Here is a 13,792-nt window from a genome sequence, read left to right as displayed (position 1 = left end):
GGACGCGGGCGGCGGCTCCGGCTTCGCGGCGGTCAGCGTGCCGATCGCGGCGGTGAGGCTGGCGCAGGGCGTCGGCCGGCTGATCCGGGCGACCGGCGACAAGGGCGTGGTCGCGGTGCTCGACTCCCGACTGGAGACGGCGCGGGGCTACGGGCCGTTCCTGCGCCGCTCGCTGCCCCCGTTCTGGTACACGACCCGCCCCGAGGTGGCCCGAGGAGCCCTGGAACGTCTCGCCAAGTCCTGACCCTCGCCGCGCCGCACCTGGGCCGCTCTGGCCGGCCCACGATCGCGCTACGACAAGGAAAGAGTGGCCTCCCGCTGACGGGAGGCCACTCTTTCCGTGATCCTGCGTGATCGTGGGCCTAGGGGGCCTGGGAGGCGACGACCACTGCGTCGGGCGGGGTGTCCGGCACCCTGCGGGCGGCAAGCCGGCGGACCGCGGTGTTCAGCACCGCGATGAGCGGCACGGAGACCAGCGCGCCGGTGATGCCCGCGAGTACGACGCCGGCAGCGATGCCGATGATCACCGCGAGCGGGTGCAGGGCGACCGCCCGGCCCATGATCAGCGGTTGCAGGATGTGACCCTCCACCTGCTGCACGACGATCACCGCAGCGAGGATGATCAACGCGGTGACCGGGCCGCTGTCGACGAGGGCCACCAACACCGCCACGCCGCCGGAGAGCGCCGCACCGACGATCGGGATGAACGCGCCGAGGAAGACCAGCGCGGCCAGCGGGAAGGCGAACGGGATGTCGAAGGCGACCAGGAAGATGCCGATGCCGACCGCGTCGATGAAGGCGACAAGCACTGTCGCGCGGACGTAGGCGACAAGGGTCTGCCAGGAGGCGCGGCCGGCGTCGTCGACCTTCCACCGGGCGGCCACCGGCAGCAGCCGGACCAGGAACCGCCAGATCCGGTTGCCGTCGCGCAGGAAGAAGAACGTCGCGAAGAGCACCAGCAGCGTGCCGGTCAGCACCTCGGCCAGCGTCGCGGCGGTGCTCAGCGCGCCGCTGGTGAACCTCGAGGTGTTGTTGTTGATCCAGGCCTGCGCCTCGTCGATGTAGCGGTCGAGCTGGGTGTCGGAGAGGTGCAGTGGGCCCGTCTTCAGCCAGTTCTGGATCTGCCGGACGCCCTCCGAGGACTTCTCGCTCAGCTCCGGTACGCCACGGATGAACTCGTTGACCACCAGCGTCAGCGTGCCGATCACCGCGGCCAGGCCGCCGACCAGCACCACCGCCGTCGCCAGCGACCGGGGGAACCGGACCCGCAGCAACCAGCCCACCGCGGGGGCGAGCAGCGCGGAGAGCAGCAGCGCGATGGCCAGCGGAATGATCACGATCTTGACCGTGCCGACGATCCGTAGCAGCGCCCAGGCCACCACGCCGATCACGATCAGTCGCCAACACCACGCGGCGGCGATCCGCAACCCGTGCGGAACGTCGGCGTCGTCCCGACTGGAGGTGGAGCTGTGCAGGTCCACCGGAGGTTCCGCGCCGTAGACAGCGGCGCTCGGCGGCGCGGTCGGCCCCGGCACGGCCGGCGACGCCACCCGGGCCGCCTCCGACGCGTCGTTCAACGCGTCACTCGCGGCGCCCTCGTCGGCAGGCGCCGACTCCTGTCGTGACTGGTAGGCGCGGCGAAGCCGCCCGCGTACCCGCTCGAAGCGGCTCAAGCGCACCTCCTGGCAGAGAACCCGGCCCGCCGACGGCGACAGGTCGGACAGCATACGTCCGTTCCCGACACCGTAGGGCGGTTCCGCCACACAATGCCCCGACCACCTCCGGCGTAACCACCGGCCGGCCACCGTCGGCCACACGGTAGCGTCTGCGACGTGACCGCCGACAACGATCTCGACGCCGGCCTGCCGATCCGCCTGCTGCACGACCGCGTGCTGGTGCGGATGGAGGGCAGCGAGGGCGAACGCCGCTCCACCGCTGGCATCGTCATTCCGGCGACCGCAGCGGTCGGCAAGCGCCTCGCCTGGGCCACCGCGGTCGGGGTGGGGCCGAACGTGCGCGCCATCGTCTCCGGCGACCGGGTGCTCTTCGACCCGGACGAGCGCTCCGAGGTCGAGCTGCATGGCCGCGGTTACGTGCTGCTGCGGGAGCGGGACGTGCACGCCGTAGCCGCCGAGCGGATCGAGAACGACTCGACCGGCCTCTACCTCTGACGCACCTCTCCCGGCCACCAGGCCCCGTCGCGCACCGTTTGCCCAGCCGCACGACGGGAAGCCATCCGGCGACCGTGGCCCTGGGGAGGGACGATGCCGGTATTCGTGAAGAAGCTGTTGACCTGGGGCAGTGTCGCGTTCCTGATCTACTTCATGGCCTTTCGGCCGGACGGCGCCGCGCAGATGTTCCGGGCGATCGGCGCCGCGCTGATCGCAATGTTCCAGGGCCTCGGCGACTTCCTAACCTCGCTGATGACCTGACGCCAGACCAAGCCACGCCACGCCACGCCATGCCACGCCACGTCGATCATGGAGTTGTGGTGCCGGACAAAGTCCACAAGTAGCACCAAGTCAGGCACCACAACTCCATGATCGACCGGAGTCGGCCGCGATCTTGCACTTACTGTCCCGGCGTAGAGGGCATTCCACGCTTTTCGACGACCGAAACTGCAAGATCGGCGCGGGCAGGGGCGCGGGCGCTCGGCGCGGGCGCTCGGCGCGGGTGCGGGCGCTCGGCGCGGGCGCGGGCGCTCGGCGCGGGCGCGGGCGCTCGGCGCGGGCGCGGGCGCTCGGCGCGGGCGCGGGCGCTCGGCGCGGGCGCGGGTTGGGCGGTAGTCGGCGGGGTCAGGGGTGTGTTGGCGGCCAGGGAGACGCCGGGCGCAGGCCGGGCGGGGCGGGCGGGGCGTAACCCATCGGAGCCGGGGCGGGAGCCAGCACCACCGGGATCGGCACCACCGGCTCGTCCGGCGCGTCCACCGCGCGCTCGGTGCCGTCCGGGAAGCGCAGGTGGTAGCGGCTGCCGTCCCAGACCCCCGCCGGGGCCTGCGGGTCCCGACCCACGAAGAACGACCGGTATCCGGTGATCGCGTCCAGCAGTTCCCGCTCCTCGCGGGCGGTCCGCTCCTGGTCGGCGGGTTTACGGTCCAGGCCGCGCAGCGCCCCGTCGCGCAGCAGGGCCAGTCGGGTGGCGGCGGACTGGTAACCCCGCATCGCCCGCACCCCGGCGTCGCCGGCCACCCGCCGCGCCCAACTGCGGGCTGCGTGCCGCCGGCCGAGACTGCTCAGGGCGGCCACCTCGGGCGGGCTGAGCCAGCCGGCGCGTACGTAGTCGGGCAGGACCCGCTCGGTCAGCCGCCCCTCCCAGGCGCGCAGCCACAGCGCCAGCCCCACGGTGCCGAAGAAGACCGGCACCATGAGGCCCAGGAAGCCGTACAGCATGATCATGGCCTCGCCGGTGGCCTGGGTCAGCGTGGGCAGCAGGTTCCAGGTGCCGTGCAGCATCATCGCCAGCAGCAGGCCGGCGACCGGGGCGAGCACCCGGATGCGCCGGTCCGCCGTCCGGGAGGCGATACCCAACCCCACACCGGTCATCGAGGTGAAGAGGGGATGGGCGAACCCGAACAGCAGGATCCGCAGGATGAAGATCGCGATGACCTGCTGGATGCCGGTGGCCGGGCCGTACCGGTCGGCGCCGGACGCGTAGCCCAACCCGCCCAGGTAGAGGATGTTCTCCACCATCGCGAAGCCGACCGCGGCGAGCCCGCAGTAGACCAGGCCGTCGGTGATCCCCGACCACTCGCGGCGGCGGAACACCAGCAGCAGGATCGGGCCCAGCGCCTTGGTCAGCTCTTCGATGAACGGCGCCACCAGCACCCCGGTGAGCGCCGACGGCAGGCCCCAGTCGGCGAAGCGGTTGGCCGCGAAGTCGTTCACGGTGAGCGAGGCGGCGGTGGAGACGAACGCCCCCCAGGCGAAGCAGAAGATCAGATACTTCAACGGCTCCGGTTCGTACCGGTCCAGCCAGAGGAAGCAGCCGACCAGCACCGGCACCGGCAGAATGGCGGCGACCACCCCGATCAGCAGGGCCTGCGCACCGAGCGACTGGCCGAGCGTGAAGACCATGAAGACCGCGCACGCCGCGATCAACAGCACCACCCCGGCCAGCACCAGGAACCGCCGCCAGCCCAGTCGGCGCAGCGGCATTCGCGGCGTCTCACCCATGGGCGGGCCGGCGGGCGCGGGCGGGGAGGCGGGCGCAGGCGGCAGCGGTGAACCGGGCGGGGTGTCGGCCATGCGGTCAGCGTAGCCATCCGCCGCCGGCTGGTTCGGTCGCATCGGTAGCCGCTATGCTGCCGGCAGGTCACGAGCGCCAGCGTCAAGCCCCGGCTTGCTGGCCGGCAACCCTCGTCGAGTTCGCGGTGGGGTGCCCCGGGTGATGACCGGGCCCAGCCCGATCGGTGTGCTGGGCAAGCGCGGACCCCGTCCCGATGTCGCACCCGGGGTCCCTGACCCCGGAGGTTCCGGCGTGTCCGTCACTCTCGTACCCTCGCTGCCCAGCCTGCCCACCGTGCCGTCCGCGTCGCTCGACGTCCTCGGCGTGCCCGGCGAGATCAACCTGGACTACGCGGCCAGTGCGCCGTGCGCGCGGGCCGCCGCCGACGCGGTGGCAGAGCTGCTGCCCTGGTACGCCAGCGTGCATCGCGGGGCGGGAGCGCTGTCGCGGCGCTGCACCCTCGCGTACGAGCAGGCCCGGCAGACGATCGGGGACTTCTTCGGCGCTCGCGCCGACGATCATGTGATCTTCACCCGCAACACCACTGACGCGCTCAACCTGCTGGCACGGGCCGTGCCGGCCGGCACCACAGTGGTCACGTTCGCTGGCGAACACCACGCCAACCTGCTGCCCTGGCCGCGCGGGTCGGTGCGGCTGCCGGTGCCCAGCGACCCCGACGGGGCGGTACGCGATCTCGCCGCCGCCCTCACCGAGCTGCGCCGGGGCAGCAGCCCGGCGTTGCCGGTGCTGGTAGCGGTGACCGGTGCGAGCAACGTGACCGGTGAGCGGTGGCCGGTCGCCGAACTGGCGCGGGTGGCGCACCGGCACGGCGCCCGGATCGTGCTCGACGCCGCGCAGCTCGCCCCGCACGCCCCGGTCGACCTGCTCGCGCTCGACGTCGACTACCTGGCCGTGTCCGGCCACAAGCTGTACGCGCCGTTCGGCGCGGGCGTGCTGATCGGTCGCGCCGACTGGCTGGACGCCGCCCCGCCCTACCTGGCCGGCGGTGGCGCCACCAGCCACGTCGGTCCGGCCACCCACGACGTGACCTGGGCGACCGGCCCGGCCCGACACGAGGGCGGCACCCCGAATCTGCTCGGAGCGGTCGCGCTGGCGGCGGTGTGCAGGGCGCTCGACGAGGCGGACCAGGGCGCGCTGGCCGCCCACGAGCAGGCCCTGCTGGCCCGGCTGCGGACCGGCCTCGCCGCCCTGCCGCACATCGTCGAGCTGCGCACCTTCGGCCCGGACGCGCCCCGGGTCGGCATCGTCTCGTTCGTGGTCGCCGGCTGGGACTCCACCGAGGTGGCCACCCGGCTGGCCGCCGAGCACCACATCGGCGTACGGGACGGGTTGTTCTGTGCCCACCCGCTGGCCCGGCGTCTGCTCGGCGAGGCGGCGGGGCGTACCGGCCGGCGGGACCTGCCGCCCACCGCGCTGCGTGCCAGCATCGGGCTGGGCAGCACGGCCGACGAGGTGGACCGGCTGCTCGCGGCCCTGGCCGAGCTGGCCTGAGGTGCGCCCGGCGGTCTTTCCGCTCAGCCGACCGGCGGGGCGGTGGGTGGCTTCGGCGTCTCGCCGGGCTCGGCGGGCTCACCGACCGGGCGCTCCTGCTCCCCGAAGGCGGTGCGGATCCACCGGTTCGCCTCCTCCTGCTCGATGCCGGAGGCGACCAGCAGGTCACTCGCTGTCGTCCGGATCTGGGCGATCACCACGCTGCCGGAGAACCCCACCCCGGCGCCGTACGCCCGGCCGGACTCGCTGACCGCCCGCAGCGACCGCTCCCGGGCCTCCTCCGGCTCCTCACCGGCGGCGAACTCGTGCTTGAGCAGCCGGACCGACTCGGCGAGGTGGCCGATCGCGTCCGGCATCGGATCGGGTACCGGTTCGTCGTCCTCGACCAGCGTGACGGATCGGCGGATCAGGGTGCCGCTGTTGCGCATCGCCCGGTCGATCGGGTCGGCCGCCTCGGCGTAGTGGGTCAGTTCGTCGCGGCGGTGCCAGCGGGCCGGGGAGAGAGTGGCGGTCTCCTTCGCCCCCTCGATCGCCTCGCCCAGCGTGGCCAGCTCCTCCTTGTTGTTGCGCAGCCTCTCCAGTGCGGACTGGATGGTGGCGCGGTCCCGGTTGCGCAGCCCGTCGGCGGTGGCGTCGAGCTGGGCGGCGAGCAGGTCCAGGGCGGGGCGGGCCGCCCGGTTGATCACCCGGAGTGGGTTCAGTGGCAGCAGCACCGCCGTGACCAGCAGCGCGATCCCACCGCCGAGGAACGCGTCGACGAAGCGGGGGATCTCCAGGTTCTGGGTCGACGGGCTCAGCGTCACGATCAGCACCGCCGTGGCCGCCGCCTGGATGACGATGGCCACGCTCGCTCCGGCGAAGATGGTGAGCAGGATCGCCACGGTGACCACCAGGCCGAGCTGCCACGCCCCGGTGCCGAGCAGGTAGATCAGTAGGTCGCCGACGGCCACCCCGACCCCCACCCCGACGATCAGCTCCACCGTCCGGCGGAACCGCTGACCGACCGACGCGGCCAGGGTGCCGACCGCGGAGATCGGCGCGAAGACCGGTTGCGGGTTGCCGAGCACCTTGTGCGAGATCAGGTACGCCAGCCCGGCGGCGAGCCCGGCCTGCACCGCGAGTCCGCCGGCCATCCGTACCCGGTGCAGCCGATCGTGCAGGGTGGCCCGGCTGCGGTGGCGCAGTTGCTCGGTGGCCTCGGCGATCCGTGCGCCGTCGATGTCCACCAAACCGTCGCGCAGCGCGGTACGTCGCACCATCGGCTGTCGCTTGTCCCGGGCCACGGCCATGGGCGCGACTACCCGTGGTGGCCCCGCTGAACCCTCCCTACCCGCGCGTCGCGGGCGGATGCGGCAGACTCGGGCGGTGGTTGATCTGTTGGACCGGTGGCGGGCGGCGGCCCGGGGTGCCGGCGCGAGGCCCGAGCCGGATGTCACCAGGGCTGGCGAGCAGTTGATCGCCCGTTGGCGGGAGCCGCACCGGCACTACCACACGGTGGCCCACCTGACGGCGGTGCTCGATGTGGTGGACCAGCACGCCGACCTGGCCGCAAGGGCCGACGGGGTCCGGCTGGCGGCCTGGTTCCACGACGCGGTCTACGACCCCCGGGCCAACGGCGACGCCAACGAACGAGAGAGCGCCGCGCTGGCCGAGAGCGTGCTCACCGGGCTCGGGGTGCCGGCGCCCACGGTGGCCGAGGCGCGCCGGCTGGTGCTGCTCACCGCCGGGCACGCTGTGACGCCGGGCGACCGGGACGGCGCGCTGCTCTGCGACGCGGACCTGGCCGTGCTGGCCGCGCCAGCGGCCACCTACGAGCGTTACGCCGCGGCGATCCGCCAGGAGTACGCCCACGTGCCGGAGCCTGCCTTCCGGGCTGGGCGGGCCGCCGTGCTGACCGGACTGCTGTCGCTGCCCGCGCTGTTCCGGTCGCCACCGCTGGCGAGCCGGTGGGAAGAGCCCGCCCGGGACAATGTGCGCCGCGAGCTGGCCACCCTCACCGCGGCACCCGAGAACGCGGGTTGACCAGGTGCTTCGGCCGACGCAGGTCGGCGGCGCGGAGCAACCGGACCAGCTCCCGGCTCGGCACCACCTGGGCACCGAGCCACACCGCCGCCGCGAACCGGTCCGCCGGGATGTCGTAGTGGTCCCGGTCGAAGCCGCGCCGGGGCGCGCCGAGCGCCTCGGCGAAGGCGTGCAGCTCGGCGTACGAGACGTCACTGATCAGGTGCGACCAGAGCCGACCGCGCCACGGCCAGGCCGGCCGGTCCAGGTAGAGCATGGTGCCAAGTTAACCCGACCAGTCGATCATGTTGATGATCGCCTGGTAGCGCCCTAACCTCGGCTGCATGGCCCCCACCGCGCTCCTCGACGACCTGCGCGCCGCGCTCGGTGACGACGCCGTGCTCACCGACCCGGACCTGCTGCGCCTGCACCAGCGGGACGAGGCCGACCTCTGCGCCGCCGGAGTCCCGCTGGTGGTGACCCGCCCGCGCGACACCGAGCAGGTGGTCGCCGTGATCCAGGCGGCGGCGCGGCATGGCGTACCGGTGGTGCCGCAGGGCGCACGGACCGGGCTGGCCGGCGCGGCGAACGCGGTGGACGGCGCGGTGGTGCTCAGCACCGTCGCGATGAACGAGATCCGGGAGATCGACCCGGTGAGCCGGATCGCTGTGGTCCAACCGGGGGTGGTCAACGCGGCCCTGGCCGGGGCGGTGGCGAAACAGGGCCTCTGGTACCCGCCGGACCCCGGCTCCTGGGAGTCGTCCACTATCGGTGGCAACGTGGCCACCAACGCCGGCGGCATGTGCTGCGTGAAGTACGGAGTGACCACCGAGTACGTGCTCGGCCTGGAGGTGGTGCTCGCCTCCGGTGAGGTGCTGCGCACCGGCCGGCGTACGGCCAAGGGGGTGGCCGGCTACGACCTGACCCGACTGTTCGTCGGTTCGGAGGGCACCCTCGGCGTGATCACCGAGGTGACCGTGGCGCTGCGCCCCGCCCCGGCTGACTCACTGACCCTGGTGGCGGTCTTCGGATCCACCGCCACGGCCGGCGCGGCGGTGGCCGAGATCGCGGCTCGCGGGCTCACCCCCAGCCTGCTGGAGTTGCTGGACCAGACCCACCTGCGGGCGATCGAGGCGTACCAACCGATGGGGTTGCGGACCGACGCGCAGGCCCTGTTGCTGGCCGCCGCCGACACCGGCTCCCGGGCGGCGGACGACCTGGCCGTGCTGGCGGAGGTGTGCGAGGCCGTCGGCGCCGACGAGGTCTACGCGGCCACCGACGCGGTGGAGGCGGCGGCGCTGCTCCAGGCTCGCCGGCTGGCCCACCCGGCCATGGAGAAGTTCGCGGCGGACGCCTACCCGGGCGGCATCGGTGGTCTGGTGATCGACGATGTGGCGGTGCCGCGCGGCGCGCTCGCCGCGCTCCTGGACGGGGTCGCCCGGATCTCGGCCGAGTGTGAGGTGCCGATCGGCGTGGTGGGGCACGCCGGGGACGGCAACATGCACCCGAACATCGTTGTCGACCGGGCCGACCCGGCGAGCGTGGAGCGGGGTCGGCGGGCCTTCGACGAGATCATGCGGCTCGGCCTGGACCTGGGCGGCACGTGTACCGGTGAGCACGGGGTGGGGCTGCTCAAGCGGGACTGGCTGGCCCGGGAGATCGGGCCGGTCGGTGTCCGGGTGCATCAGGCGATCAAGTCGGCGCTCGACCCGGCCGGCCTGCTCAACCCGGGCAAGGTGCTCTGAGCGGCTGCGGTCAGCCCTTGACCTCGGCCGGGGTCGCCTGGGTGAGCAGCAGCAGGATCTCCCCGGCGACCGGCGTGAGCTCCTCGCCCGGGCAGTCCTGCGAGGTGATCAGCCCGGCCGAGGTGATGAGGCTGGACGTCAGCGCGTCGATGCAGGTTGTCCGGTACCGCCGGGCCTGATCGGTCTCGTCGGCCAGCTTCGGGTTGGCGAGCAGCACCTGGAGCCGTTCGGTCAGCTCCGGTGCGAGGGTGCCCCGGGAGGTCACGCCGTCGCCGGCGCAGTCGACGCACTGCCACGCGCCGTTCCGCTCGACGCTCAGGGTGCGCATCGGCCCGTCCTCGCCGAGCCGCTGGAGCAGGCTGACCTGACCGGCGGCGACGGTGGTGGGGATCTCCAGCTGCGAACCGCCGCCCGCCGTGCCGGGGGTCGGTTGCGCCACCGGGGTGCTCGGCTTGTCTCCGTCGAAGAGGGAGCACCCGGTCAGGGCACCGGCGAGCGCGACGGCGAGCAAGGGTAGGAGCAGATGAGGGCGCGCGCGGGCTAGCACGCGCGGAAACCTACCCCACCGTAGGTAGCGTCCGAAACCACCATCCGGGCCGGTATCGATGGTTACCCATCGGTAACGTCGCAATTCGTCATCGAGCGGACGAGCGCAGCTCCGCCTGGGTGTCGTCGCCCCGGTCGGCCGCGTAACCCCTGACGTCCGGAGCGCCGAGACGGGCCGCGTCCGCCGTCGCGTCGTCCGGCATCAACTGGGACTGCCGCTCCGCCTCCACCCGAACCCGGTAGTGCTCGACCTCCCGCGCCCGGGTGGCCGCGTCCCAACCGAGCACCGCCCCCATCAACTCGGCGGTGTGCTCCGCCGACTCCAGCCCCCGGTGGCTGGTTTCGAACGAGATGCGGGTCCGCCGGGTCAGCACGTCCTCCAGGTGCAACGCGCCCTCGGCCCGCGCCGCGTACGCGACCTCGGCCGCCAGATACTCCGGAGCACCAGCCAGCGGGGACGCCAGCAGAGGATCGGCGTCGACCAGCGCCAGCAGGTCCAGGGTGAGGGTGCCGTACCGCTCCAGCAGGTGTTCCACCACGCCCACCGGCACGCCGTGCCGGCGGGCCAGGTCGGCCCGGTCCCGCCACATGGCCGGGTAGCCGTCGGCGCCGAGCAGCGGCAGGTCGGCGGTGCGTGACGAGCGAGCGCCACCGAGTCGGCGAGCGGCCCGGTCGACCACGTCGGACGCCATCACCCGGTACGTCGTGTACTTGCCGCCGGCGACCAGCAGCAGCCCGAGCATCGGCTCGAAGACCGCGTGCTCCCGGGAGAGCTTCGAGGTCGAGTCGGCCTCGCCGGCCAGCAGCGGGCGCAGCCCGGCGTACACCCCCTCGATGTCGGCGGTGGTCAGCGGCCGTTCCAGCACGGTGTTGACCTGCTGGAGGAGGTAGTCGATGTCGCGGGCCGAGGCGGCCGGGTGGGAACGGTCCAACCGCCAGTCGGTGTCCGTGGTGCCGATGATCCAGTGCCCGCCCCACGGGATGACGAAGAGCACCGAACTCGCCGTACGCAGGATGAGTCCCGTCTCGCCGGTGATCGCCGAGCGGGGCACCACCAGGTGCACCCCCTTGGAGGCGCGCACCCGGATGCCGGGTCGCAGGCCGACGTCGTTCAGCATCCGGGACATGTCGTCGCTCCACACGCCGGTGGCGGCGATGACGGTGCGGGCCTGCACCTCGAACTCCGCGTCCGGCGAGCCCGGTGGCGCCTCCAGGTCCCGGACGCGAACGCCGGTCACCTCGCGGGCCTGCCGGATCAGCCCGACGGCGCGGGCACTGCTCACCACTGTGGCGCCGAGGCTGGCCGCGGTGCGGGCCAGTGTGACAACCAGCCGCGCGTCGTCGACCTGCCCGTCGTAGTAGCGGATCGCCCCGGCCAGCGCGTCGGCCCGCAGACTCGGGAAGATCCGCCGGGCGCCTTCCCGGGTCAGGTGACGGTGCAGGGGCATCCCCCGACCCCCGCCGAGAATCCCGGCGAAGGCGTCGTACGCGGCCACCCCGGCGCCGTAGTACGAGCGCCGGAAGACCCGGGCCGGCAGGTCCCGCAGGCCCCGGCCGGCCGGCAGCGGCACCATGATCGGCACCGGGCGTACCAGGTGCGGCGCGAGCCGGGTGGCCAGCAGGCCGCGCTCGGTGAGCGCCTCGTGGACCAGGTGGAACTCCAACTGCTCCAGATACCGCAGGCCACCGTGGATGAGTTTGCTGGACCGGCTGGACGTCCCGGCGGCAAGGTCACGTGCCTCGACCAGCGCCACCTTCAGGCCACGGGACGCAGCGTCCAGGGCGGCACCGGCTCCGGTCACCCCGCCCCCGATGACCAGCACGTCGAAGCGCTCGGCACGCAGTCGACGCAGGTCGGACGCACGGCGGACCGGTGAGAGCTGACCGGCGACGGATCGGGAGACATTGGGGTCGCGCACCTGTCCACCGTAACCGTCGAGCCACCGTGTCGACATTCGCCGCCCGCCCCGCACCGCACCGCGCCTACCTGCTCCGGAGCGCACGACACGTCCCGCGACCCCATCCAGGCCGACCCATCGCAGATCTTGGACAGTTTCCGTCACGCGATGACGGAAACTGTCCAAGATCTGCACCGTTCCTCGTGCCTCGGAACCCGACGGTCGGGTCGAAACCCTTCCTCGTAGTCGTAAGGTTCTCGGATGCAAGGTCAACCTGCGTACCAGGGCCCCAGCGACAGCAGTTCCCCGTGGCCGGTGGTCGCGGCCGTGCTGGTCGGCTGCTGGACGGTTGCGGTCACCGTGGGCACCCAGACCGGTGGCTGGCTCACCGATCAGGTGCTGCTGGGCTTCGGACGGGACCGGCTCGGCTGGCTCTGGCCGGTGCTCGGCCTGGCCACCGTCGTGCTGGCCGGCACGCCCGCCCTCCTGCTGGCCGTCCTGCCCCGGTCGGGTGCGGTCCGGGCCACCGGGCGGGCCTGGTTGATCGGGGCGATCGCGCTCGGCGTGCTCACAGTGCTGCGGGCCGTGCCGCCGGTGCACCATGAGGCGTACCTCGCCGCGCTGGCCGGTGCCGCGTCGCTCAGCGCGCTCGCCGTGCGCTGGTCGGCGCGCCGGTGGGCGTACCCCGGGCTGGTCGGCTCGGTCGGCGGCCCGGCACTCACCGGAGGCGGCGACACCACGCGGCCCGAGGCCACCGGAGGCGCGGAGTCGGTCGGACGGCGCGTGCGCCGTGTCGGCCCGGTGCCGCTGCTCGCGGTGGCCGCCGGGTTGGCACTGCTGCTGCCGTGGGCCTGGCTTGGCGCGCTCGGTGGCCTCCTGGAGACCGCTCTCGCGCTGGTGGCGGCCGCCGCGCTCGGGGTGCTCGCCGCGACACTGCTGGACGCCCCCTTCTGGGCCCAGTTCGCTGTTGGGCCACCACCCCGGCCGGCTCGGCTGGTGCTGGTCGGCGGTCTGGTCGCCGGGGTGGCGCTGCTGCTGCTCGCGGCCGGGACCGGGCAGTCCGGCGCGCAGTTGCCCGCGCTGCTGACCCTGCCGCCGGTGGGCTTCGCGCTGGCCGCGCTCTGGGCCGCGACCTGGCGGCCCTCCCCCGACCCGGCCGAGGCCGCGCTCTGGGCCGCGACCCGGCGGCCCGCCGCCGAGCCGGCTGAGGCCGTGCGCGCCGGCCGAGCGGCGACCGGCTGGCTCGTGGGCCTGGCCGCGCTCGGCCCGCTGGCCTTCACCGACCCGGAAGAGATCAGCCTGCTGCTGGTCGGCACCCGGGACATCCCGTTCTGGGTGGCGGCCGCCGCCGGCGTCGGGCTCGCCGTCGCGGTCCTGGTCGCCATCGGGTACGCGGTGCTGCTCGCCCGACCGACGGCACGCACCCCGAGCAGGCGGATCGCAGCGCTGGCGGCCGTGGTGCTGCTGGTGGCGTTCGGGGCGGTCGACCTCGGCCCCGGCCAGCCGGGCCTGTACGGCGAGCGGCTGTTCGTGGTGCTGCGTACGCAGGCCGACCTGAGCGGTCTCCCGGCCGCCGCGCCGGGCCGGGCCGGACGGGACGCCCGCGCGGCGGAGGTCTACCGGCGGCTGGTGACGACCGCCGAGCGGAGCCAGGGCGACCTGCTCCGGGGGTTGAACCGGCTGCGGCTCGACCCGGTGTCGTACTACCTGGTCAACGCGGTTGAGGTGGACGGGGGCCCGGCGGTGCGAGCCTGGCTCGCCCGCCGGCCGGAGGTGGCGCGGGTGCTGGTGAGCCAGCGCCTGCGACCGTTGCCGGCCCCGGCCGGGCAGAGCCGCGGCACCCTGCCCAAGCCCACCGGCCCGGAG

General features: G+C 73.6%; 12 protein-coding genes, 1 pseudogene and 1 riboswitch. Of the genes and pseudogenes, 7 read left to right on the top strand and 6 right to left on the bottom strand.

The genetic code is table 11. The features are described 5' to 3' along the window. The coding region (locus tag ABZ749_RS15100) for a helicase C-terminal domain-containing protein (protein ID WP_357227867.1) at nt 1–244 on the top strand (244 nt) is incomplete at its 5' end. A gap of 118 nt (nt 245–362) precedes the next feature. Here ABZ749_RS15100 and ABZ749_RS15095 read toward each other — a convergent pair. Further along, a complete protein-coding gene (locus tag ABZ749_RS15095; RefSeq protein WP_357227864.1) occupies nt 363–1,727 on the bottom strand; it encodes an AI-2E family transporter in 1,365 nt (454 codons plus the stop codon). 105 nt (nt 1,728–1,832) lie between these two features. Here ABZ749_RS15095 and ABZ749_RS15090 point away from each other — a divergent pair, with 105 nt between their 5' ends. Next, a complete protein-coding gene (locus ABZ749_RS15090; RefSeq protein ID WP_091402887.1) occupies nt 1,833–2,171 on the top strand; it encodes a co-chaperone GroES in 339 nt (112 codons plus the stop codon). 93 nt (nt 2,172–2,264) lie between these two features. After that, nucleotides 2,265–2,432, top strand: a complete 168-nt coding sequence (locus tag ABZ749_RS15085) for a hypothetical protein (RefSeq protein ID WP_167337262.1) — start codon at nt 2,265–2,267, stop codon at nt 2,430–2,432. 363 nt (nt 2,433–2,795) lie between these two features. Here ABZ749_RS15085 and ABZ749_RS15080 read toward each other — a convergent pair whose 3' ends face one another. Then, nucleotides 2,796–4,286, bottom strand: a complete 1,491-nt coding sequence (locus tag ABZ749_RS15080; RefSeq protein ID WP_357227861.1) for a PrsW family intramembrane metalloprotease — start codon at nt 4,284–4,286, stop codon at nt 2,796–2,798. 23 nt (nt 4,287–4,309) lie between these two features. Next, a riboswitch (SAM riboswitch) is annotated at nt 4,310–4,430 on the top strand. A 46-nt stretch (nt 4,431–4,476) separates the two neighbouring features. Here ABZ749_RS15080 and ABZ749_RS15075 point away from each other — a divergent pair. After that, the gene (locus ABZ749_RS15075) at nt 4,477–5,736 is read left to right on the top strand and encodes an aminotransferase class V-fold PLP-dependent enzyme (RefSeq protein ID WP_357227859.1); all 1,260 of its coding nucleotides are present in this window, start codon (nt 4,477–4,479) and stop codon (nt 5,734–5,736) included. A 23-nt stretch (nt 5,737–5,759) separates the two neighbouring features. On the opposite strand, the gene ABZ749_RS15070 is transcribed toward ABZ749_RS15075, so the two are convergent. Continuing rightward, on the bottom strand, nt 5,760–6,995 hold the full coding sequence (locus ABZ749_RS15070) for an FUSC family protein (RefSeq protein ID WP_357227856.1): 1,236 nt from the start codon (nt 6,993–6,995) through the stop codon (nt 5,760–5,762). 106 nt (nt 6,996–7,101) lie between these two features. Between ABZ749_RS15070 and ABZ749_RS15065 the strand changes: the two genes are divergently transcribed. After that, nucleotides 7,102–7,758 (top strand): metal-dependent phosphohydrolase, encoded by a 657-nt coding sequence (locus ABZ749_RS15065; protein ID WP_357227854.1) that lies wholly within the window; start codon nt 7,102–7,104, stop codon nt 7,756–7,758. Here the strand turns inward: ABZ749_RS15065 and ABZ749_RS15060 are convergent. Continuing rightward, nucleotides 7,730–8,014: a DUF4031 domain-containing protein gene (locus ABZ749_RS15060; RefSeq protein ID WP_357227851.1), complete on the bottom strand. Its 285-nt coding sequence runs from the start codon at nt 8,012–8,014 to the stop codon at nt 7,730–7,732. The two genes, ABZ749_RS15065 and ABZ749_RS15060, sit on opposite strands and share 29 nt — an antisense overlap. A gap of 67 nt (nt 8,015–8,081) precedes the next feature. Here ABZ749_RS15060 and ABZ749_RS15055 point away from each other — a divergent pair, with 67 nt between their 5' ends. Then, nucleotides 8,082–9,482, top strand: a complete 1,401-nt coding sequence (locus ABZ749_RS15055; RefSeq protein ID WP_357227848.1) for an FAD-linked oxidase C-terminal domain-containing protein — start codon at nt 8,082–8,084, stop codon at nt 9,480–9,482. A gap of 10 nt (nt 9,483–9,492) precedes the next feature. On the opposite strand, the gene ABZ749_RS15050 is transcribed toward ABZ749_RS15055, so the two are convergent. Together ABZ749_RS15050 and ABZ749_RS15045 are read right to left on the bottom strand one after the other, a co-directional pair. Continuing rightward, nucleotides 9,493–9,993 (bottom strand): hypothetical protein, encoded by a 501-nt coding sequence (locus ABZ749_RS15050; protein WP_357227845.1) that lies wholly within the window; start codon nt 9,991–9,993, stop codon nt 9,493–9,495. Nucleotides 9,994–10,117: 124 nt separating this feature from the next. After that, nucleotides 10,118–11,983 (bottom strand): glycerol-3-phosphate dehydrogenase/oxidase, encoded by a 1,866-nt coding sequence (locus ABZ749_RS15045; protein WP_357227842.1) that lies wholly within the window; start codon nt 11,981–11,983, stop codon nt 10,118–10,120. A 204-nt stretch (nt 11,984–12,187) separates the two neighbouring features. Here ABZ749_RS15045 and ABZ749_RS15040 point away from each other — a divergent pair. Next, nucleotides 12,188–13,792 (top strand): annotated as a pseudogene (locus ABZ749_RS15040) (peptidase S8); the annotation flags it as partial.

The organism is Micromonospora sp. NPDC047753, assembly GCF_040642735.1.
Lineage (GTDB): Bacteria > Actinomycetota > Actinomycetes > Mycobacteriales > Micromonosporaceae > Micromonospora.
Note: the sequence above shows the minus strand (reverse complement) of the source record. Positions and strands in the feature narration are given on the sequence as shown.

Bases quoted from the DNA above. Each gene is read 5' to 3' on its own strand.
- ABZ749_RS15080 (WP_357227861.1), bottom strand. From the start codon at position 4,286: ATGCGACCGAACCAGCCGGCGGCGGATGGCTACGCTGACCGCATGGCC.
- ABZ749_RS15085 (WP_167337262.1), top strand. From the start codon at position 2,265: ATGCCGGTATTCGTGAAGAAGCTGTTGACCTGGGGCAGTGTCGCGTTC.
- ABZ749_RS15095 (WP_357227864.1), bottom strand. From the start codon at position 1,727: ATGCTGTCCGACCTGTCGCCGTCGGCGGGCCGGGTTCTCTGCCAGGAG.
- ABZ749_RS15070 (WP_357227856.1), bottom strand. From the start codon at position 6,995: ATGGTGCGACGTACCGCGCTGCGCGACGGTTTGGTGGACATCGACGGC.
- ABZ749_RS15045 (WP_357227842.1), bottom strand. From the start codon at position 11,983: ATGTCGACACGGTGGCTCGACGGTTACGGTGGACAGGTGCGCGACCCC.
- ABZ749_RS15055 (WP_357227848.1), top strand. From the start codon at position 8,082: ATGGCCCCCACCGCGCTCCTCGACGACCTGCGCGCCGCGCTCGGTGAC.
- ABZ749_RS15060 (WP_357227851.1), bottom strand. From the start codon at position 8,014: ATGCTCTACCTGGACCGGCCGGCCTGGCCGTGGCGCGGTCGGCTCTGG.